Source organism: Chryseobacterium sp. HNCC26DJ239 (assembly GCF_057180445.1).
Window position 1 is genome coordinate 164,425 of sequence record NZ_JBXUGJ010000002.1, and the last position, 21,728, is coordinate 186,152.

Here is a 21,728-nt window from a genome sequence, read left to right on the forward strand (position 1 = left end):
TTGGTTTGATGCAAAAATTACAAATGATGAAAAAACATACAGATCAGAATATATTCCATTTTTGGTAGTAGTAAAATTTAAACCTTTAAATATATTTATTATGTCATTTAAAACCATTTTAGAATACGCAGGAAAAAAGCGTAACGTACTATCTGTAGAATACGCAATGCTACAGGAAACCGACAAAACAGGAAGACCCTCTTCCGTTACCCGTGGTGGTAAAATCTTTATTACAGTAGAAGGCACAGGAGAGACCGATCTTTTTGAGTGGATGACCAATTCATTTGAAAGAAAAGACGGGAGTGTTAGATTTGTGAAAAGAGATAGCGATGCTACACTAAAGGAGCTTAAATTCAAGGAAGCTTACATCGTAAAATACAACGAAAACTTTGATGCATCGGGAGATAATCCATTAACAGAAACTTTTGTGCTTTCGGCAAAAGAAATCGAGTTAGGGAATGCGAAACATACCAATGAGTGGGTATAATCCATATCAAATTACGAATCCATTGAATTTCTTTTTTAATCGAACTGAATCTTATTGCAGAGATAGGAATTGAGATAGACTAATTGCAATCGTATCTTCTAAACAATAATTTCATTTTGGTACAAAGATTTTTTAAAAACACAACTTCTATTAAAAACAATTAAAATTTTACAATTATGTCATTTAAATCCATATTAAAAGTAGCAGGAAAAAACTACAATGTATTAAGCATAAATTACGGTTTGTTTCAGGAAACAGATGCTACAGGAAGACCATCTACTATTACAAGAGGTGGGAAAATAGATATTACCGTTGAGAGCACAGGAGAAACAGATTTATTTGAATGGATGACCAATTCATTCGAAAGAAAAGATGGAAGTGTTGTATTCTATAAAAGGGATAATGATGCTACGTTGAAAGAGTTGAAATTTTCAGAAGCTTATCTTGTAAAGCATAAAGAGAAATTTGATGCATCAGGAGATAATCCTCTCACTGAAACTTTTACCATTTCGGCAAGGGAGCTTGAAATGGGAACAGGAAAGTATATCAACGAGTGGGTGTAACTCATCTAAATAAAAAATGGGTAATGTAAAGATTACCCATTTTTTTGCTTTTTGAAACTTGTTTCAAAATAGATAAGTTAAAATCCATCAACAGACAACCATCAACTAACAATTAAAATATGTCATTTTTATCAAAATTAGAATTAGACGGGAATACCTACAATATATTGGAGTGTAAATACAATTTTGTACAGCCAATAGACACTACTGGGAAGCCTAAAGGAATGCCAAAAGGTGGCGAAATCATTATTCGTATCGAAAGCACAGGGAATCCCGAATTATTAAGTTGGATGCTCGATCATAGCCAAGTAAAAAATGGAAAAATTGTTTACTACCGAAGAGATGCGATGAGTAAATTGCAGGAACTTGTCTTTGAAAAAGCATTTTGTGTAAAATTCACAGAACATTTTGATTCGAATAATAATGAGCCTTTACAAATCGAAATGCATCTGGTGGCAAAGTCATTTAATGTGAATGGAGCCCACCACGAAAAGTTCTGGACGGTCAAATAATAAAAATTAATGGCGGAATTGAAATTTGAATGGACAGGTATTCAGCAAAAACACCGACTTTATCAAGGTGCGGAAATAAATATCCAAGCTTTTGTAGGAGAAGAATTATTTATACATAATCATTTTGCTGACAAACATTTTTCATACTATCCGAAAGAAAAAAGACTTATTTACCAGGATGGAAAAAACCTTCTGTGCACTCCGAAAGGAATGATATTAAGAAAAGGTGTCTCTGAAAATATTTCATTCGAAAAGCCGGGAGACTCGATCAATTTTGAAGATGGAGGGGTTGGCTGTATTTTAGAAGAAAAAGACCTTCGGGAACTCCTTGAAAATTCATTTTTCCTTCCCCATCAACAGCGTTTTTATGATTTTATTAAAGATGAACTTCTGTTACTGAAATGGTAAGAACCATAACTTATATCAAATTTACCTCATATTAAAAAAAACTCAAATTATGGAAAACGAACCTTTTGATCCCTCGATATTCGGGACATCACGATCTTTCAAAGAACAGCTTAATGACCCTAAAAATCCTAATATTTACTGCCTGTTTATGATGGATGGTAAAGAGTTTCTTTTAGAAAACAGCTACAATACAGAACTTCATCAGAAAACTGCAGATCACGATACCTTTTCCATCATTGTTCCTGATGATGCTTTAGACAGTTTCAAAGGTTATGTGCTGGAAAATTCGAAAAATATTCTTGGGAACAACATTACGATTAATTTCTGGCAATGGGGGAAAATTCAGCAATCGTTCAGCGGAGTTATTGGCGGTATTGATAATGCGAAGAATGAAGGTGGTGGCTATGGCGATTTGATTATTACAGGATTTTCCCCGAGTATTCTATTGGAAAGCGGACAGGACTGCCAAAGCTTTGAAAACAAAACTTTAGAACAAATTATCAAGGAAATTTCTGAAATTTATCCAAGGGAAGCCCGGGTGAAGGTAGATTTGCCCAATGTAAAATATGCCCACCCTTATACCGTTGAGTACAAAGAGTCAGATTATCAGTTTATTCGCAGGCTTGCGATACGCCACGGCGAGTTTTTCTATTACAATGGTGAAGAGCTGATTTTCGGAGCAGGAACACAACCCACCCTAAAACTACAAGAAGGTGACGATTTAATGGATGTTACCTTTTCGTTAAAAATCGGAGCTCAGGATTTTGGTTTGATGAGTTACGATGCCGAAAGCGGTGCCAAAATAGAAAAAGACAGTGCATCTCAGAAAAGCGAGTTTAAGGCCAATCTATTCCAAAGTGTTGCGATCAACCGCTCGAAAAATATCTTCAAAAAGAAGCCAAAAATGCACTTTAATCATACAGGCATCTCAGATATGTCTGAAAAAGAATTGCAAGAAGCGCTTCGTTTAGAAAAAGAAAAACGGGAAAATCTGATGTACATTAAAGCCCGAAGCTACAACCCAGCGGTAAGAATCGGCGGTCGTGTGGAACTTTCGGACATCAATGGCAAGGCAATGGAAACCTACCGAATCATTGACATCAAACACATCCACGATCCTAGTGAATATTACAATGAGTTTATCGCAATCCCGGATTTGTTCAACGCAGCACCTTACATCGACACCGACGCTTTTCCTAAGTGCGAAGCCCAGTCCGCAAGAGTAATGGATAACAATGATTCAATGGGAATGGGCAGAGTGAGAGTACAATTCCCGTGGCAGGAAGATAAGAACCAGATGACACCTTGGATACGATTGATACAGCCCCACTCTGGCAGTGGTAAAGGTTTCCACTTTATTCCTGAGATCGGTGAAGAAGTTTTGGTAGGTTTTGAATCCCAAAACGCCGAGAAACCATTTGTAATGGGAACGCATTATAATGGTAGTGAAACGAGTGGTTATGGAACTTCTGATAATAGCATAAAAGCAATCCACACAAGAAGCGGACATATTCTAAAATTTACAGAAGACGAAAGTATTATTTTGACGGACAAAAGTGGAAACGAAATGATTTTTGATACCGTAGGAAGCAACATTACAGTTACCGCTCCCGAAACCATGACGTTCAATTGTAAAAATATGAACATTAATGTGGGAGAAAATTTGATGACAAGTGTTGGTATGAACCAAACCAATACGGTAGGAATGAACCAAACAGAAAGCGTAGGAATGATGAAAAATATTTCTGTAGGAGCCAATTTTATGACCAATGTAATTGGAAAAGTAGTTGAGTTTATCCAAGGGAATAAAGAAAGTAAAATAGAAAAGGATAAGCAAACCGTTATTAATGGAAAAGGCTCAACACAATCTACTGAAAATCACGAATTTCACTCTCAAAAAGAAATACAGCATAACTCGGGAGAAAAGTCAAAAAGTCATTAAGCTATGAGCAAAGAAACATACATTGGTGGAGATTTGATAGAAGAAATCGGTGGAAGTTATAAGGTTTATGCCCAAGAGGGTTATACAATTTCATCTGACAAAGAAGTGATATTTAATGCGAAAGATGGAATAAAGTTTGGAGAACCGAAAGAACCGCCTAAAAAAGATGATGTCTTGCTAAGAAAAGACCCCATAATTATTTTTGTTAATGGTTATTGGAATGTTAGTTGGCTACAAAAAGACCTTTTAGGCTTTTCCGATGGTAAAGCCCTTGCTGAATACTGGGGTAATAAACTAAGAGAAAAAGCTGCCAAGTATTTTAAAACTATTGAAAAAAATGTATATTTTATAAATGGAGCAGATACAATGCTAAGCAGGGGAAGCGAAAGGTATAAAAAAGGAAAAGAATTTACAGAAGCGAGGTTGAAAAATAAAGAATCTAAATTTTACAAAACAATTTTTGAACAGAACCGATCGGTAATGATTGTTTCTCACAGTATGGGGGCTGCTTTTGCCGAAGGAATACTTAGCGTATTTAAGTCTAAAAGTATAGATGTACGAAAAGTAGTTCATCTTTCTCCTGCTGATGTCTCTGGATTTTCCGTAAATTATTCCGACAGAACTTACCAAATTGACATAAGTTGGGATCCTGTGTTAATGTTAAAAAATCTGAATGACAAAGATTATATAAAAGGTATTTTATATGCTGGGTTGGTGCAAAATCCTGACCACGATAGATTTGGACACGCCAATACAAAAATTGAAGGCTATGTTTGGGATTGGTTTGAAGATTTGGAAAAAATCAATCTTTCATATTCTCATACTGAAACAAAAAGACAAATAATTACAGACAGAATAGAACCCGAAACAACAGTTATTATAAAAAGTAAGATTTATAAAAGCAGTGGAGAAAAGTATAATACTCAGTTTCTTAGAATTTTGAAAAACGGACAAAAATACTACCATCACTCTACTGATGAATACACACTTTATTAAGATATGAGAAGAATAATTAAATATGCTTGTATTATTGTCATAATATCTGTGATAGTATATATCGGTTTTGCACTTTTTATGAGTGTTTTACTTTCCTATTCCCCCAAGCGAATAAAAGCCTTGCCTGAGGAAAAAATATTATTTGAAAATCTAAAAACTAAATATGGATTTGAAAAAATCAGCCGTACACCAGAAAGAGAAGATAAGCTTCTTTTTCCTAAAGATACTATGACTTATGACTTGTCAATTGATTATGTGGATTGTAATAAATCTAGAAAATATTATGATAGTATTGCGTATGAAATATCTAATATGATAAAACGAAATATACAATTAGATAAAAAATTCTACAAGTATACTATTAACTTTTCTTGTAAAGAAATTACTTATAAAGATAAGGACACAATAGTGTTTTTAACTTATTCATATTTAAGATAAAAAAAATAATGGATTAGACTCATACAACCCCACTCCGGAGCCGGAAAAGGTTTTCATTTTATTCCCGAAATTGGCGAGGAAGTTTTAGTAGGTTTTGAATCTGGAAATGCGGAAAAGCCTTTTGTGATGGGAACGCATTATAATGGCTCAGAAACGAGTTCTTATCATACGAGTGGAAATGACAAGAAAGTGATTCACACGAGATCGGGAACGAAGATTATTCTGAATGATGCGGAGGGAAGTGTTTTTATAGAAGATCCGAGTGGGAATACCTATCTTATGGATGGTAATGGGAATATTAATGTGAATTCGCCAAAGAATATGAGTTTTACGGCGGGAGAAGATATAAATATTAGTGCGGGAAAAAATATGAACACTACCGTTGGTAATGACCATAAAATAAATATCACTAATAATCATCAGTTCAAGTCAAAAAGTTATAAACAGACAGTCAACGAAAATAAAACGGTCAATGTAATAGGAGATTTAGATGAAACCACTTCTAAAACTACCCATAAGGCTAAAAACGGCGATATATTGATACAAAGTGCTGGAGTTGCAAAGGTTTTAGGAAAAATTGATGCCAAAGTAAATAAAGGATAATGAGCAAAACGATTAATAATGTTAAGTTTTATTTAGGGATTTTTATTTTATCCATTTTAATTGGGATAATAATTTTTTGTGCCAGCCTCTTATTATTTGCTGAAGATTTGGGATATGGTGGTTTTATTCTAATGTATATTTCAATAGGTATTATACCAATTTCTTTTATATTATTTATAATAAGTAGTCTTATTTTTAAAAATAAAACACCCTCATTTTTAATCAAAGTGTTCTTTGCTATAATATCCTTATTTTTAATTCCTCTGTTAATTCTCCTTAAACTTGCCACTCAATGATTATCTAATGAAAAAATTGACCATCTACTTACTTTGCCTATTTGCATTTAGTCAATTAGCAAGTTGCCAAAACAAAAATGAAAAAAATATGAGTACAGAAATATACGATTGGAAAGAAACAATATCTTGTCCACCTGGTTATCCAGTAGAAGTTTATAAAGGCGGATTGCAAAACCTAAAAGAAGGTACTTATGTATCTTTAAATTTAGGGGTTCATAGAGGTTTGGAGGGATGGGGAAGCCAGGGAAGAAGTATGGATTCCGGTGTAAAACCTTTACCCGATCACCTCAACGTGGTCTATCTGTCCTTTGCTGAAGACAAGTTTTTTCAGGTAGATTGCGACTTGGATCACGAGAAGATAGCTTCACTTTTCCGAAAAGGCTATGAATCTAAAGGAGCTAGTGGAGCAACAAGACACGAAAACTATAACACCGTAATCGTTGGTTTTGCACCAGGTGGCGTCTGCGTGATATGGATAGCAGGAGCAGGAAAACAATTGGAGATAGGTCGATATCTGGGCAAGGAAGTAGAGATTCCCAAACAGGAGATAGAAAATCTGGATAGCCACAATCATCTGATGTTTGAACCGGAATATCGAAAAAAAATGATGAAAGACCCCAATATCGTTCCTTTAGCGCTACAAGGCAAGCCTATCTCTTATGGTTTGTGGGATACTTACCGCAACAAATACAATTGGAAACCTGTTTTTGAATTGCAGGATAACTCAATATTAGATGAAAAAAATGAGGTAATGTTATTTTATATCAATGGTGAGAAAGAAAATATTTTCACAGAAAGATTTCCTTTGGGGAATGATGAAAAAAGAGCATTACCAAAAGAAATTCAATTTTCCTTTAAGGATAAAGATGGTATAAAGTATGGAGCAGGAGCTATTTTAAATGAAGAATCACTTTTCGATGCTTTTAAAGAAGTTTATGGGAACAATCCTGAACAAGTAACCGCTAATCTGGATATACGTCTTAATATTCCTAATACTTATTTTACAGTAAAATTAAAAGGTAATGGGAAAGATATTTTTATAAAAACTGAAAATTTGGAAATTTTTAAAAGAAAATATCAATAATATGGGACAGACATTTGTTTATAACACAGGCAATTCCAAAGCTGCTGTTGACGAATTGCACTTGCAGTTCGGAATGTTCTTTGACGGCACGCTTAATAAAAGAAACACGAAAAAAGGATGAATGATGAAAAAAATAATAACCCAACTCCTTGCCATCTTACTTTTTACCCAATTAGTATGCTGCCAAGAAAAACAAGAAAAAAACACAAAAATGGAAGAACAACAATTTAGTTGGCAGGCGCAAACTTCCTGCCCACTTGGTTATCCTGTAGAAGTATATAAGGGAGGGATAGGTTTTAAAAGCCTAAATAACGGTCTTTGTACAGGTGTAGCACCATGGGGAACTACTAGCGGAGGTATGGATAACCGTTCAGATTGGATGCCGAGGTTCTTAAATGTGACTTGGCTCTCGTTTGCAGAAGATTGCATGTACACCATAGAAACGCCAATAGACCATCAGAAATTGTATGAACTTTTTAAAAAAGGTTTTGATACCAAAGAGGTTAGTGGAAGCGGAAAAATAAGACATGAAACTTATGACGGAATCTGTACAGGCTTTGCACCTGGCGGTGTAGTGGTAGTATGGGCGGTTGGCACAGGAAGACAAACAGAAATAGGCAGATACCAAGGGAAGAAAATTGTAATCCCACAATCAGAAATTGCACAGCTAGACAGCCACGAACGTTTGCTATTTGATGCAAAATACAAAAAGGGAATAATGGCGAGTGAAGACGTTATCCCCAAAGAAGTACAGGAAGCTAACAAAAACAAACCGATTCCTTTTGGCTTGTGGGATACCTACCGCATAAAATACAATTGGAAACCTGTTTTTGAACTGCAGAATGGTTCTGTTTTGAATTTAAAATCTACTTTAGATATTAGATATTTAAATGGGGAGGTTGGAGAAATTTTCAATGAGAAATTTCCATTACAAGACTATGAGAATAAAGCTATTCCAAGAAGAATTATATTTGATTGGATAGACGAAGGAGGTATTGGATATGGTGGAAATTGCAACTTAAATGAAGAATCTGCCCTTGCAGCATTTAAAGAGGTCTATGGGGAACATCCCGACAGTATAACCGCAGATTTGGATATTAGAGTCAATATGGCAAATACTTTTTTTACTGTAAAACTAAAAGGGAACGGCAAAGATATTTTTATTGAAACGGAAAATTTAGAAGTTTTTGAAATAAGAAAGTAAATTATGGGACAAACATTTGTATATAACGCAGGAGCTCCGGTTGTTCCAGATGGCGACCTCCATTTGGAGTTCGGGATGTTCTTTGATGGGACGCTTAATAATATGCATAACACAGAATTAAGAGAAAGGTACAGGGATAAGGGGAATCGAATTAGACCAAAAAGTGATTATACCTACAAATCGGACGGCAGCAAGATAAGTGATGATTCCTATAAAAAAATAGTGGAAGAAAATGAAAAAGCCATAAAAGCAACACGGGATGCACAAGAAGCAGAATATGATAAGCTTGGAAATAAAGATCCTGACCCTAATGACAACGAGTATGTAAGATACCTGAAATCTTGCCATAGAGAACCTCTAAAACCTGGAGAACGCAAATTTGGTATGGATGAATTGGGCGTAGATAATAGTTTTTCTAATGACTACACCAATGTTGCCCGTATGTACAAATGTTGTGAGAAGAAAGAATACGCTATTTATATAGAAGGTATTGGTACAATAGGTGGCAAAGATGAAAAAGGAAATGAAAAAACAGGAAGAGATATAGATGATGGCTTCCAGTACGGCTCCGGCTTCAGCGGTGTACGTGGAAAAGTAAGAAGAGGATGTGAAATGTTAGCAGAAAAAATTTTTTCTGCAAAAAAAAATATTGATAAAACGAAAAAACTCAGTCAAATCACTATAGATGTCTCCGGTTTCAGCCGTGGTGCAGCAGCAGCACGCAACTTTGTATATGAGGTCAATAATCATAGCAAAAGGCCGAAAGATCTTGCCATAAAGTCCAAAAGAGTGCAGGATGGCTTCACTATAGAAAAAATAAGTCCTAATTATGGTAATGATTTCCAAACAGAGAGATATGTTCCCAAATACAAAACCATCTATCTGGATAAAGATAAAATTGAATTAGATCCTCAATATTTGGATAATGGCAAAATGCCAAGATTTGGATATTTAGGATATTATCTCCTAAGCAAAGGGATATTTTCAAAAGCAAAAGAGTTAGAAGGATTACGTCTTGACATTCGTTTTATAGGTGTTTACGATACCGTATCTTCTTATGAGGAGTATGGGGATATGGGAGGAGGTAAAAGAGCAGCTGTAGGTGCGGTGCATGCTACTCTAGGTGCAGAACATCATTTTGGAGATGATGTAGAACAACTACAGCTTAATAATCTAGGTCGTTTTTCCGAGGCTGTCCACTTTACTGCAATGGATGAGCATAGGGAAAATTTTGCTCTTACACGCTTCGTTGGGAGTAAGGAGTTTAACTTCCCCGGAGTACATTGTGATATTGGCGGCGCCTATGAGACTGGAACAGAGATAGTAGATGAGATAGAAACTGCCAATGTCGGACTGGCACTTACTGTACTATCTAATGTAAGCATAAGCTCAAATCTAAAATTAGAGATGAGAAAGCAACATCTTATTGATGAGCATTGGTATAAAGAAGAAGAGCTTGATATTTCCGTTGAGAAGCATAGTTTATATACGCCGGGTGCCTATAGAAAACTAACAGGTACAAGGTTTCTTAAAAAAGAATATAGCTATATTCCGCTTCATTTTATGGAGGAACTTGGTTCAAAACATATGAAACATAAAATGATAAGCGGCGCATATCCAACAACAACTTACCCAATAAATGACAATATTTTGAACCGCGCAAAAACACATTTAAAAAAATATGTTGATGGAAAAGAGAGAGAATGGTTATTTATAAGCGATGAAGAATTGGCTCGTATCAGAAAAGAAAAAGCAGAAAGGGAAAGAATAGATAAGGAAATTAATGAAATGGCAAAAGGTAAAGTGGAGCCAGTAAAAATAGATAATCTTCGGGTTTACATTCCCAAACAAATTCCAATTCTGGAGAAACCAAAATTCCCCCCAACTACTGGACCAATTGGCAATGATGAAAAAATAAAAACTATTGATATTGAAGAAGTCGTAATAATGAACACAGAACAAGAGTTATTGCGAACATTGCGAAATAAGTACCTTCATTGGTCAGCAAACAGAGATTGGCTGGGTATGGATCCTGCTAAAAATTATAAAAGAGTAGAGCATTAACATTAACCATTTTCAAAATGATAAATGTAAATAAATATAGATTCGAAACCATTGTTTCTGAAGAAATAATGCCGAACTATATTACGGAAAAGAAATACACCCGTACTGTAGAAATATTCTTCTTGAAAAAGCAAAAAGAACTCTATCATTATCAAATTCTCTGTACAAAATTTGATTTCTCTGACCAGGATACAGCTACAGGATTTTTTCTTAAAAAAATAAGTTACCTGTTTGATGAACTTGATTTATATGCGGATGAAGAAAATAATATTGTTAAAATAAATAATATTTCTAGTTTAAGATTGAGATGGCAGGGACTAAAGGTCAAACTATTGGAAACAAATAAAGGAGACGTGGTGGAAAATTATTTTCGTAGTGTCTCTTCAGTTTTTGGTAATGAGGAAAGTTTAATTGCATTCTTACATAATTATAATATGTTCGGTTTGTACTTCAATGGGCAATTAGGACAGTATCCAGATGATGGAAAAAAGATAAGAGTGATTACTGAAGGAAAAATAGAACATCTACATAAAGAAAATCTTTCAGCAGAACAAAATGAAATTAAATTGAAATTTTCCGCAGATGAAAATAAAAATCATTTAGAGGGAACTTCGATTTATGAAAAAGGTATTCTGAAAGAAAATTATGTACTAAGTAGAGAAAACAAATGTGAAATAAAATATTCATTATTATGGGTTGGCTAAGTAGTAATAATAAAAGAGCTTTCGCAGAAAAGCTAATGAAAGATATCCGGGCAAGGGAAGAAAAGGAGAAGATAGATGTTATAGGAGAAGTAAGTCCCGAAATTCAGGAGAAAAGAGCATCACAAAATCTACAAGAGAAGAATAGTAAAAAAATGCAGGAGGTAAGAGAAGAGCGCGAAAAAGAAGATGAAAAACAGGAAGGGCAACTACTGGCAATACACGGAGCAAAAGTAAAGTTCAATGCTCATATGGGAGAGTTCAAGGTTTTGAATGACGTTCCTACAACACAAGGTAAACTTACAGGGACGAAAGTGGAAAAGCAGATACCTAATTTTACATTTTACGATGGTTTTCAGATGCTTTCCCTTACAGAATGGCAGGATTTCGGGACGGTAAAAGTACAGGATAATGAAGCTCTTATCAAAAAATCTACTCTGCCGGGAACAGGCAAAATGCCGGGAAATGTGCCTCCTGAAAGTGGGAAGATAGAGTTTGTAGATTCTGGGCAGGTAAACGTACCAGAAAACATAACTACAACTGGTGCTCCGGTTCCGGAGAACTTAGATGATAATACAGAATATATTTATTATTCAAAAGAGGGGCTCTATTTAGGAGGTATTGAATCTAGTCCAAAAGTTTATCTTTCTACACAAGGAGAATATGAAAAAGCGAAAAAAGATAAAAAATGGTCTTTAATTAATAAAGAAAGTAATCTGTTGAAAGAGAATGGCAAAAATGTTAAAAATACAGAGTTTAGTAACAATGCTTATTTAGTTCATCACGAAGCATCGTTGACAGGTGATAAATATACAGCATTATGGATTGCACATACTGTAAATAACGCTTTACATTCAAAATATAGCAGAAGAAGAAAAACGTTTAATGAATTATTTAAAACAGGCTATTCATCTGTAAAAGAAACAGATAAAATGAAAACAATCAAAACCAATAATAAATCTCAAAATGAAATTTATTCAAGATATGCAGTAATAAATGTACTAATTGGAAGTCCAGACCCCACTGGGAAAGCATATTTTTGGGATGGACTAGATTTATTTACTAGAAAAGGAGAGCTTGATCATCCTAAATTCAAACAATACAAATCTGTTGCAATTCATTCTTCTCATCTAAAGAAAGCAGTAGAATTTTGGAGCAAACACGAAAATAAAATAAAAGTTAATCCGAAAGCTACAATAAATAGTATTTTTGAAAAAGAGTATGATTTGAGAAAAGTAACTGATGGTGCTATAAGTTATGATAAGAAATTATTTGTTGGAGCAAGAAAAGATTCTCAAAATAATAAAAACGTTTCTGAGGATTTAGTTTCTACAGGTTTTCAATCAGGGACAATGTTTTGGACTACATACAAAGGAAAAATATGAAATGGATCATTTTAATCCCTTCTGGGTTAGTTCTTTTTGCGTGCATAAAAAAAAATAATGGATTAGACTATTTAAAAAAATCAAAACAGGATACTATTTACGCCCCAAAAAGTGTAAAGGCTAGCAATAATGATTGTATAAGTATACAACAAGGTTACAGAGCAAAATTTGGAGTTATTATATCCAAATTCTATGAAGTGAATCAAATTTTAGTGCTTGATAATGATAGTGTTGCGATACTAAAGCCCTATTATACTCAATTGGAATTTTCTGAATGTTATCCTGAAAAAAATGATAATAATTTATTGATTGTTTATAACTTTAAAAGTAAAAAAACAAAAGTATATGACAACCTATTATTCCCGGAAAACAGGGTTGTTTTTCAAGAACTGAAAGAAAATGGAAACAGTTTTGTAATACAATCAGAACAAGGAAGTTCTTCAAAATTTTTTACAAATATTTATATTTCAAAAAATAAAATTGATAGTATAAAAATAGAATCTTGGGGATTTAATCAATATTCAAAAGATTACAAATTCAAAAACTTACATTTAGATAAATTTAAAGCAAAGCTTATTGATTCTTTACAGCAAAAATTAAGTAATTAATGAAATAAATTATATTTGAAGACCCCTAAGCCACACTTTTTAAAGTTGTAGTTACTTACCATTCCAGTGTATTTTATTAAAAAACTTTACGCTAATATTTTAAGTTAATTTTTCCGAATCAAAAACATCTGCCAAATCGCTTCATAACTGTGGTTTGGCTTTTTACAATTGCAAATGTAGGACAGCATCATTCACTCAAAAAAATCTTTTTGGGTTTCTACAAAAATTCTTTCCACGAGTTCCAACAATTTTTCCAGACACTCCTGAACCCTTCGGACAAAAAGATTTCAAGCCCGATTCAAAACTTGTAAGCAATTACGGGAATTGAATCGGGTTTTGTGTGCCTGATGATTTCCTATAATCATTGGCAAAGAAAAAGCCGGAACCTCAGTTATACGAATCAATTTAACAGCAGACGTTCTTTGACATCAACGGAAAAATCAACAAAAAAAAATAAAGACAAATAATGCTTTTCCAAAAAAGAAAAGAAAAAAAGAAGCCGAGTGTCCTCGATACCAAATCAATTCACTCGAAAATTTCAACCAACAATCAACTAAAAAATTAACAAAATAAATCGAAAAATTATGAACACAATCGTCGGCAGAATTACAAGAAACGCAGAAATCAACACCTTAAGAAACGACAAGCAAGTTGTCAATTTTTCAGTAGCCATTAATGACAGCTACAAAACCAAACAGGGCGAACGCAAAGAACAAACCACCTATTACAATTGCTCATATTGGATAAATGCCAAAGTAGCTGAATATCTTACTAAAGGAACTTTGGTAGAATTGTCGGGAAGAATCAGCAGTAATGCGTGGATAGGCAAAGACGGAGAAATCAAATCGGGATTGAATTTTAATACTTCACGAATAAAATTTCACGGAACTGGGCAAAAATCACAAAATTACAATGAACCTACCAAAACCTCTGAAAATTCTAATGTTGTTGCAGAAGAAACAGAGGATGATTTACCATTTTAAAATTCGGAAATATGGAAGCACAATTCAATTTTCAAGTAAAACACAGAAACAACAAAATAGATTGGGAAGATGTAGCCGTAGGTTATCAAATCTTTTGTGACAGAACGACCGCAGTACGCTATGCGAGAAGAATTTCAAAAATATTTCAATCAGAAATCAGACTGACCGAAGGAACAAATCCTTTCAAAACAAGCGGAACATACATTTATGAAAATTATTAAAAACAGAGCAATGAAAATGGAAATTTTTATAGCAACAGTAAAGAACGATAGCGGAACAGCAAAACTTAAAGTGGTATCGTTAAGCGGAAAGCAGGGAGCAATAAAGCAGATAATAACATCAGAACATTGTCCTGAATGCGCAATATTGAAAATAGTAAAAGTGATAAAGTAAAATTGCAATAAACGATGAAAACATCAACAATACCCACCGAATATTTACTGATAAAAGCAATGACCAACAGCGAATGGGACGACTGTGGTTTTGCAATTATTAACATTAAAGAAGAATGGAAACAATGCCAAAAGAAAAGACTTGAAGCCGTGAAAATGGTTGAAAACGACTACGATTTGAAATGGCTGAACTATGCCGATACTAATGTAGAATTTTTCAAATTTTCGGATGAAAAATATCCCGAAGTTCAAGAATGGCTTTCAGAAAAAAGCCGAGTTTTTATTGAATTAGAAAAAGAAGATTTTAAAAATTTCACTTTGCCCGAAAACAATCTGAATTGCTATCAAATGCAGGTTTTTAAAAACGGAAATGCTATTTACAACGCTTTTGGAAAACATACAAGCGAAGAATTTTGGACTGAAGAATTTTCACTGCATCAATTAATTCAATAGTGATGAAAATAACAGACTTAAACGGTTGTGAAATAACGGTAACCAATTTGGATGAAGCCATCCGAATTACAGCAGAATACAAGGAATATGAACACATCAATGACGGATTTTCGGAATTGGATAAAAGACTGAATAGTTATTGGACAGATATGCACGAAAAATTATTAAAACTAAAATCAAAACAGAATGAGCAATCTCGCCAATAAAACAGAGTATAAAGCATTGACCCTAATTGCCCAAATGGTTAAGGAATTTGAAAAGTTACATTATTTGGATATGACCAAAGAAGATGACCAAGATGCTACAAAAGCAAGAAACTTTTTAGAGAGTATCATTCACACCAATGGATACAAAATTAATTACGAAAAGAACAGCAAAAAAACACTTTTTAAAATAGAACTATGCAAACCAATTTTTTCAGACAAATAGCCAAAATGGGCTTAACAGGAGATTTACAAATCACGCTCCGCCCAACCACAGAAAATAGTTTTGTCATTTCCGTATTGCTCAATAATGCGCAATGCGGAGACGAAGCAAGAAAGCTCATACCGCCTTTAAATCTTCGGGGAACTGCCGAAGATTTAGACAACGGATTTTTTGAAAGTATTTCTGTACCAATGCAAACCGCTTCGGGATTAATGGTGGATATGGAAAGTTTTATGAAACAACTTGAAGAAACCAAGCGAAATTCGGCAATGGAAAAGGAAAAACAAGACAAGGAGAAAAAAGAAAAGGAAACCAAAGAAAAGAAGTACAAAGAAGCATTCCAAAAAGCCGAAGAACTCGAAAAAGAGGGCAAATACAAAGAAGCGTGGTCAGCACTTCCAAAAGTTTCCGAATATCCCGATTTTTCCGAAACTATTCGCAAAAAGCAGGATGAATATGAAAGACATTTTGCTCCAAGTCTTTTTACCGAAAATCTGACAGAAAATTTCACGGAAAGCCAAACCGACAACCATTAACCAACAACCGACAACTAAATACTAAAATTATGCTACTCGCAACCCAATTAGAAAGAGTTTTTATACTGCAAGATAAAGGACAGGAAATCCGCCTTACCGACCCCGAACCGAAATGGAGCGTAGAATCTGTAATGAATTTTTACGCCAATACCTACCCAATTTTAACCACCGCCAAAGTTTCTGCACCACAAATCAAGGATGATAGTATTGAATACCGATTTGAAAGCGTAATGGGAACTAAAGGATAAATAGCTTATGGCAATTGGCTCACAGCAAATAGCTTTAAAGCCAGTTGCCAAAAGCCAATCACTAACAGCAAAATAAAATGAATGCAACACAACATCATATCGGGAAAAATAAGCGTTCCCGAAGAAAAAGAACAACAACGATTACACCGACAATTGGGCGAGTTTTCACAATGGCTTCAAAAACCAAAGACAGCGAACGAAATACGGAAAGACAAACTAAAATCCGTACCCACAGCAATGCTTCCAATGGTTTTTTAAAATGGAGATTTCTGCCAAAACAGGAAGAAATACCAACAATACAAGATGGGAAAGAAATGGAAAAAACAGAGAGGGATTTTTATAAGTCCCTTTCCAATTTTGCCAAACAGTACAAAGTTGAGCCAATGCCAACGCAAGAATCCGATTTCCCCTACAATATCGCATTAGGTTTGTGGGATATAGAAAACAAAATAAAGCAGACAAACGAAGATTGGAACAGTTTTAAACTCATTCGGAACGATAAGAATATTCATTTTGTGAAAGAGGAAAAATACGTTACAGGAACAACACTTTATTATATTCCCATTGTTCCGCTTTTCCAAATGCTTCACGATAAAAATTGTAAAAGGAACGCCCAACTATTGCTTTCGGTTTGCAGTTATCTGTATCGGATTGCAGATATTCCGTATTACAGACAGCAAAGCAGTTATCTGTATTGGATATACGAAATGCACGAGGATTGGATAGAACAAGGCGATGAAGCGGAAGAAGATTTGCAGGAGTTTAGACGAGAATTTAAAATCTCAAAAATCATAGGAGATAAAGTAGAAAAAAAATTAGGTAACCCTAAAAATTTGGAAGTATTTGAACAGCGATTGGGAGATTTCAAACCCCGAAATACCTTCGACCAAGATTGTTACAAAGTGGCTTCCGATGCCTTTGCGCTTTATTCGGAATATCCGAAAACGACCCTATTCCGAAACAAACCAACGCTCGAACAAGACCCTTACAATGATGATTACGGCGATAAAGCCATTGGAATGGATATGTATATTTCATTTGTTGCCGATACAAATAGTTGCTTATATAGAAACATTGAAGAAAGCATAAATGCAGAGTTCAATGAATACGGAGGTATGGAAGAACCTACTATTTATACACCGATTAACGGAACTGCAATTTCCAAAGCCGATTTTGACTTTGAAAACCGTCTGTTTACACTATTGGAAGACCTGTATAAAGTTTTAACATTAACCCATTAACTCATAAAAGAATGAACGATATTATAAACACCGCCCAAGAATTCGGAACATTGTATGAACCAAAATCTGCATTGGTTTTTTATGAATCCTTAGATAAAAATGCCACAATGTATGTTGAGCATTTTGATATGGACAGAAACGGAAATCCAATCAACGCCCATCCTTTGACCGTAAATGAAGCCAAAGAATTAGCAAAATCATTACATACCGAGGAAGAAAAAGACAAAACCTTTCTACAATCAAAAGGGATTTTATCAACCAACATTCTGAATATCATTCCTAGTCAAAACGGTTCTGTACTTTGGTATACCCAATCACAAGAAAGGCAGATGTACTTTGTAAAAAAATTGGAAATACCCAACGGAAAAGCAAAAATTCCTGCAATGCTTTGGTTTGCCAATAAAGAGCGTCTTTCGGTTTTTGCTTTGACAAGTGATAAAAGACCAACCGAAAAAACACCATTGTATTATGCACCGTTTTTCAATGTGTATGAAGACGGTTCCGTTTGTATGGGAACAGTCAATATCCATATCAAAAATTCGGCTTCTGTAGAAGAATTTACCAAATCTTGGGAAGATTATTTTTTTAATTCTTATTTCAGTCATTTATTGGACAATTATAATCCGATAAATGAGAATTGTGTAAACCTTTGGAAAAAATTAATAAAAACAGGCGAAACTTTTCCTGTGGGAGTATTGAAAAAAAATAATAAAACCCTTAAAAATGTATTGCGATGAATAGCAAAATAATACTAAATAAAGAAATAAAATCGAAAGTCCATTTTACTGATAGTGAGTTAATCAGTCCGACCAATCCGATTTCAGTAAACCTAATCGGAGCAGGAGGAACAGGTTCGCAAACGCTTACTGCATTGGCAAGGATGAACCACGCATTGACGGAACTTAATCACGCAGGTTTATCCGTGAGATTGTGGGATGATGATGTAATTACAGAAGCCAATTTAGGAAGGCAACTATTTGCAGAAAGTGAATTGGGATTGTATAAATCTGTTGCATTAGTTCATCGCATCAACCGATTTTTTGGAACAGATTGGAAAGCAGAAACTCAAAAATTTGAGAAAGATTATTTTGGGAAATTTCAAAGTAATATGAAATCAGAAATTTATATTTCTTGTGTGGACAGTGTAAAATCACGTTTTGAGATTGCTGAAATTTTAAATGAATTGAAAATTGATAAAGGCTATTACAGAAACCAACCTAAATATTGGATGGATTTTGGAAACAGCCAATTTACAGGACAGGTTTTTCTTTCCACGATTGGAAATATCCGACAACCCAATTCCGAGAAATATAAAACAGTACAAAATTTACCTTTTGTAACCGAAGAATTTGGAGAAATTTTAAAACAATCCGAAACTGAAGACGATACGCCAAGTTGCAGTTTAGCAGAAGCATTGGAAAAGCAGGATTTGTTTATCAATTCCACATTGGCACAAATGGGGAGTTCTCTTCTATGGAGTCTTTTCCGAAACGGACTGATTGAAAATAGAGGTTTTTTCCTTAATCTGAAAAATTTTCATTCACAGCCAATTAAGCTATAATTTGAATGATTTTTGTCGCCTGATGAAAAATTGGGTGGCAAAAATGCAATTCCTCCCTTTGGTCGGAATCGCATTTTTGCACTTGAAAGCGGATGCAACCCCATTTAAAAACATTGCCTTTTCAGTTTTGCCAGCAAATGTTTTGAAAAAAGGTTGCGATTTTTTTATTTCATTGAATTTTAAGATGAATTGATAAAGATGAAATATAGAATTTAATTCCAACTCACTTTCAAGTCTTTAAACTCAAAATTTGACCTTGTTTTTTCAAACGTATTTATATCTGGTTGGGACGTTGTTTTAAACCTAAACATTTTGATAAACATTGGTTCGCCTTGTATATCCTTAAATGAAAAAGTAAGTTTTACAGGAACATTTTTTGCTAACTGCGGAAAGGTTTTGCTGGATTTGAAGAAATCAATTTTATATTCATTTCCCTCAATATCTACTACAGATATATCTTCAATGGTCATTTTTTTATTCTCATCTTTGGATTCGACAAGAAATGTAATTTCGATATTTTTTCCTGCTTTACTCCCTATTACTTTTGTTATTTTAAAAGTAGAATTTTCTTTTTCAGTTTCAAGTATTGGTTTGTTAATATCAAGCACTTTTTTCAAATATTCATTTTCTGAAACCAAAATTTTGTTTGTCGATTGCAAAGCTTCATTTTCTTTTTTCAAAACATCACAATTCGTTTGGCTGTATCCAAATGTTGAAAATAATAGTGCTGATAAAAATAAAAATCTTGTCATATAATCTATGTTAAATCCTTTATTTAAGGGGTTTCAAATGTACAAATAAAATTGATTTTTATCAATGGATTGAATTCGAAAATACTGTTTTAACATTCCTTTTATCCAACCGTCAGTTCGTTTTCAGTATGCAAAAGTATAAATCCCGTTTCTGCTCAAAAAAATCTTTTTGGGTTTCTACAAAAATTATTTCCGTTTATCTCCAACAATTTTTCCAGACACTCCTAAATCTTTCGGACAAAAAGATTTCGAAGCCTTCATTCCGATACTTCCATTTCGGTTTTGGCTAAAACGGGATTTCTATCGTCAAAAAGCAATGAAAAACGACAAGTCGGTCAGATAAAAGCAAAGCGTTCTTTGATATTTCAGAAAACAAAAAAACAATACTAACAATTTTAAAAATTTAATTATGAAAAATCCAAACATTTCAGCAAATGAATTCTACAATGATTTTATAGGTACAGAAACCTATTACAAATACCTTTTAGGGCTACTATTAACCGATGGAGTAAAGACCGTTGCCGAAAAAGAAAACTGCTTTTGGTTTTTAGACTGCATTGCATCTTATCAATTAGAAAGAATATGTAGTAAAGAAGAATTTCAGATATGGAAAATCCAACGTATTAGAGACACTGAATTCAAGCTTACGGCAACAAACGGAAATAATAAAGTCTTGATTACACAGGATATTGAGTATTCCGATTTCTTCTTTAATGAACTGACCATTTGGAAAGAAAACAATGTATTACTGCTTCCAAGCGAACATTAGAATATTAAACCTCACGATGTATAGGTAATCGTATTTTTTAACCTTATAAATAATGGAAACTTATTCAATTATCTATTTAAGAATGCCTGAAATGGTAAATGATGTCAATGTAAACGCAAAGCACTCGAAATAAATTCCAGAGTGCTTTTTTTATGTTTTCTGTTCAAAAATTACTTTCAAGAAAAAATTTAGGTCTGCAAAAATACAATTCCTTCATTCGGTCGGAAACGTATTTTTGCGGTTAAAAGCGGAGCAACCACATTTCTAAAACAGTCCTTTCTGTGGCTTACCTGTTTTTGAAAAGAGGTTACGAGTTTTGTCTTTTATTCGTAATTACTATTCTTTAGAAAAGTTTTCTTTGTTTAATTTTGTTGAAAATTAAACCATTAAAATATGATTTATGCCACACCAACAAAAAAAGGTTTAGGAGCTGAAATATGGGGAACTCGTGATGATATGGAATACTTGTACGAAGTTGTTTCAAAATTTTGGAATGATGAAAATTTCTTCCATATTAAAGGTTATGAAGACAAAAATAAATTGATTAGTAGTTTTTCTTATGAAATACGAAAAGCATCTTATGGAAGCCGGCTAACGAGAAATAATAGCCATTATTCATTTGAGGAAATACCTTATGTAGGTTTTAAAATTTCTTGGGTACACATTTTATTCTCTATTGTTGCATTAAGATATAATATGAGAATGATAGAAGCTAATAAAGGCGAAATAGCAATGTTTTTACACCTCGAATATTGGATTGAAAGGGCAATGGAAAGCTACGATTCTATTGGAACTAAAAAGTTATTTCCTTTTTTGAATGACGCTATCAATGCAGGAAACGAATATTTATATCTGTATATGAGAAATATTAACGCTACTTTTTTTGAAATGAAAGGTGGAAAGAATTCTTTCAGAAAATTAGCCGACCTAATGAGAAGTTCCGTATATTTTACAGATGAATACAAAGACTTACTCAATTTTCTTCAATCGGAAGCAAAAAAGCATAATTGTACTATAGAGGATTTAGAGTTAAATGATGACGATAGTATTTATGAAATAGAATGGTAAAAATTTTA

Annotated in this window: 29 protein-coding genes; 27 read left to right on the forward strand and 2 right to left on the reverse strand. The window is 33.9% G+C overall.

The features are described from left to right. The first annotated feature begins 100 nt into the window (after nt 1–100). From tssD (AC2A1D_RS04400) to AC2A1D_RS04435, 8 genes are all read left to right on the forward strand, one after another. Complete coding sequence (tssD, locus tag AC2A1D_RS04400) at nt 101–487, forward strand: type VI secretion system tube protein TssD (RefSeq protein WP_059137275.1); 387 nt, start codon at nt 101–103, stop codon at nt 485–487. 176 nt (nt 488–663) lie between these two features. Beyond that, nucleotides 664–1,050 carry a type VI secretion system tube protein TssD gene (tssD, locus tag AC2A1D_RS04405; RefSeq protein WP_484042447.1) on the forward strand — a complete coding sequence of 129 codons (387 nt, stop codon included), beginning with the start codon at nt 664–666 and terminating at the stop codon, nt 1,048–1,050. Nucleotides 1,051–1,169: 119 nt separating this feature from the next. Further along, a complete protein-coding gene (tssD, locus tag AC2A1D_RS04410) occupies nt 1,170–1,562 on the forward strand; it encodes a type VI secretion system tube protein TssD (RefSeq protein ID WP_484042448.1) in 393 nt (130 codons plus the stop codon). A 9-nt stretch (nt 1,563–1,571) separates the two neighbouring features. Next, on the forward strand, nt 1,572–1,970 hold the full coding sequence (locus AC2A1D_RS04415) for a hypothetical protein (RefSeq protein ID WP_484042449.1): 399 nt from the start codon (nt 1,572–1,574) through the stop codon (nt 1,968–1,970). Between the two features lie 49 nt (nt 1,971–2,019). After that, nucleotides 2,020–3,912 (forward strand): type VI secretion system Vgr family protein, encoded by a 1,893-nt coding sequence (locus AC2A1D_RS04420; RefSeq protein ID WP_484042450.1) that lies wholly within the window; start codon nt 2,020–2,022, stop codon nt 3,910–3,912. Nucleotides 3,913–3,915: 3 nt separating this feature from the next. Then, complete coding sequence (locus tag AC2A1D_RS04425; protein ID WP_484042451.1) at nt 3,916–4,908, forward strand: hypothetical protein; 993 nt, start codon at nt 3,916–3,918, stop codon at nt 4,906–4,908. Between the two features lie 3 nt (nt 4,909–4,911). Then, entirely contained in the window at nt 4,912–5,346 is a 435-nt protein-coding gene (locus AC2A1D_RS04430; RefSeq protein WP_484042452.1) for a hypothetical protein, read from the forward strand. Nucleotides 5,347–5,472: 126 nt separating this feature from the next. Then, nucleotides 5,473–5,949, forward strand: coding sequence for a hypothetical protein (locus AC2A1D_RS04435; RefSeq protein ID WP_484042453.1), 477 nt, complete (start codon nt 5,473–5,475; stop codon nt 5,947–5,949). 28 nt (nt 5,950–5,977) lie between these two features. On the opposite strand, the gene AC2A1D_RS04440 is transcribed toward AC2A1D_RS04435, so the two are convergent. After that, nucleotides 5,978–6,238 (reverse strand): hypothetical protein, encoded by a 261-nt coding sequence (locus tag AC2A1D_RS04440; RefSeq protein ID WP_484042454.1) that lies wholly within the window; start codon nt 6,236–6,238, stop codon nt 5,978–5,980. 95 nt (nt 6,239–6,333) lie between these two features. Between AC2A1D_RS04440 and AC2A1D_RS04445 the strand changes: the two genes are divergently transcribed. The 17 genes from AC2A1D_RS04445 (at nt 6,334) to AC2A1D_RS04525 (ending at nt 19,131) form a co-directional block, all read left to right on the forward strand. After that, a complete protein-coding gene (locus AC2A1D_RS04445) occupies nt 6,334–7,329 on the forward strand; it encodes a DUF2931 family protein (RefSeq protein WP_484042455.1) in 996 nt (331 codons plus the stop codon). A gap of 211 nt (nt 7,330–7,540) precedes the next feature. Continuing rightward, a complete protein-coding gene (locus AC2A1D_RS04450) occupies nt 7,541–8,533 on the forward strand; it encodes a DUF2931 family protein (protein ID WP_484042456.1) in 993 nt (330 codons plus the stop codon). A gap of 3 nt (nt 8,534–8,536) precedes the next feature. Beyond that, on the forward strand, nt 8,537–10,597 hold the full coding sequence (locus AC2A1D_RS04455) for a phospholipase effector Tle1 domain-containing protein (RefSeq protein ID WP_484042458.1): 2,061 nt from the start codon (nt 8,537–8,539) through the stop codon (nt 10,595–10,597). A 17-nt stretch (nt 10,598–10,614) separates the two neighbouring features. Continuing rightward, nucleotides 10,615–11,301 carry a hypothetical protein gene (locus AC2A1D_RS04460; protein ID WP_484042459.1) on the forward strand — a complete coding sequence of 229 codons (687 nt, stop codon included), beginning with the start codon at nt 10,615–10,617 and terminating at the stop codon, nt 11,299–11,301. Between the two features lie 35 nt (nt 11,302–11,336). Beyond that, a complete protein-coding gene (locus tag AC2A1D_RS04465) occupies nt 11,337–12,683 on the forward strand; it encodes a hypothetical protein (protein ID WP_484042460.1) in 1,347 nt (448 codons plus the stop codon). Next, nucleotides 12,680–13,291, forward strand: coding sequence for a hypothetical protein (locus AC2A1D_RS04470; RefSeq protein WP_484042461.1), 612 nt, complete (start codon nt 12,680–12,682; stop codon nt 13,289–13,291). Before AC2A1D_RS04465 ends, AC2A1D_RS04470 begins: the two co-directional genes overlap by 4 nt. Nucleotides 13,292–13,875: 584 nt before the next feature. Beyond that, the gene (locus tag AC2A1D_RS04475) at nt 13,876–14,274 is read left to right on the forward strand and encodes a single-stranded DNA-binding protein (protein ID WP_484042462.1); all 399 of its coding nucleotides are present in this window, start codon (nt 13,876–13,878) and stop codon (nt 14,272–14,274) included. Between the two features lie 11 nt (nt 14,275–14,285). Beyond that, entirely contained in the window at nt 14,286–14,495 is a 210-nt protein-coding gene (locus tag AC2A1D_RS04480) for an addiction module toxin RelE (RefSeq protein WP_484042463.1), read from the forward strand. A 10-nt stretch (nt 14,496–14,505) separates the two neighbouring features. Further along, nucleotides 14,506–14,667, forward strand: coding sequence for a hypothetical protein (locus AC2A1D_RS04485; RefSeq protein ID WP_484042464.1), 162 nt, complete (start codon nt 14,506–14,508; stop codon nt 14,665–14,667). A gap of 14 nt (nt 14,668–14,681) precedes the next feature. After that, complete coding sequence (locus AC2A1D_RS04490; RefSeq protein WP_484042465.1) at nt 14,682–15,119, forward strand: hypothetical protein; 438 nt, start codon at nt 14,682–14,684, stop codon at nt 15,117–15,119. Between the two features lie 2 nt (nt 15,120–15,121). Then, nucleotides 15,122–15,325: a hypothetical protein gene (locus AC2A1D_RS04495; RefSeq protein ID WP_484042466.1), complete on the forward strand. Its 204-nt coding sequence runs from the start codon at nt 15,122–15,124 to the stop codon at nt 15,323–15,325. Then, nucleotides 15,306–15,548: a hypothetical protein gene (locus AC2A1D_RS04500; protein WP_484042467.1), complete on the forward strand. Its 243-nt coding sequence runs from the start codon at nt 15,306–15,308 to the stop codon at nt 15,546–15,548. Before AC2A1D_RS04495 ends, AC2A1D_RS04500 begins: the two co-directional genes overlap by 20 nt. Beyond that, nucleotides 15,521–16,081, forward strand: a complete 561-nt coding sequence (locus tag AC2A1D_RS04505) for a prtrc system protein e (RefSeq protein WP_484042468.1) — start codon at nt 15,521–15,523, stop codon at nt 16,079–16,081. The genes AC2A1D_RS04500 and AC2A1D_RS04505 overlap by 28 nt, the downstream gene beginning before the upstream one ends. Nucleotides 16,082–16,110: 29 nt before the next feature. Then, entirely contained in the window at nt 16,111–16,329 is a 219-nt protein-coding gene (locus AC2A1D_RS04510; RefSeq protein ID WP_484042469.1) for a PRTRC system protein C, read from the forward strand. A 77-nt stretch (nt 16,330–16,406) separates the two neighbouring features. Beyond that, nucleotides 16,407–17,570 carry a hypothetical protein gene (locus AC2A1D_RS04515; protein WP_484042470.1) on the forward strand — a complete coding sequence of 388 codons (1,164 nt, stop codon included), beginning with the start codon at nt 16,407–16,409 and terminating at the stop codon, nt 17,568–17,570. 11 nt (nt 17,571–17,581) lie between these two features. Next, nucleotides 17,582–18,307 carry a PRTRC system protein B gene (locus tag AC2A1D_RS04520; RefSeq protein WP_484042471.1) on the forward strand — a complete coding sequence of 242 codons (726 nt, stop codon included), beginning with the start codon at nt 17,582–17,584 and terminating at the stop codon, nt 18,305–18,307. Continuing rightward, complete coding sequence (locus AC2A1D_RS04525) at nt 18,304–19,131, forward strand: PRTRC system ThiF family protein (protein ID WP_484042472.1); 828 nt, start codon at nt 18,304–18,306, stop codon at nt 19,129–19,131. Before AC2A1D_RS04520 ends, AC2A1D_RS04525 begins: the two co-directional genes overlap by 4 nt. Nucleotides 19,132–19,343: 212 nt before the next feature. Here AC2A1D_RS04525 and AC2A1D_RS04530 read toward each other — a convergent pair whose 3' ends face one another. Continuing rightward, a complete protein-coding gene (locus tag AC2A1D_RS04530) occupies nt 19,344–19,883 on the reverse strand; it encodes a transposase (RefSeq protein WP_484042473.1) in 540 nt (179 codons plus the stop codon). A gap of 409 nt (nt 19,884–20,292) precedes the next feature. On the opposite strand from AC2A1D_RS04530, the gene AC2A1D_RS04535 reads away from it, so the two are divergent. Together AC2A1D_RS04535 and AC2A1D_RS04540 are read left to right on the forward strand one after the other, a co-directional pair. After that, complete coding sequence (locus tag AC2A1D_RS04535; protein ID WP_484042474.1) at nt 20,293–20,652, forward strand: DUF6876 family protein; 360 nt, start codon at nt 20,293–20,295, stop codon at nt 20,650–20,652. Between the two features lie 393 nt (nt 20,653–21,045). Next, nucleotides 21,046–21,720, forward strand: a complete 675-nt coding sequence (locus tag AC2A1D_RS04540; protein ID WP_484042475.1) for a DUF6904 family protein — start codon at nt 21,046–21,048, stop codon at nt 21,718–21,720. The last annotated feature ends 8 nt before the right edge of the window (nt 21,721–21,728 follow it).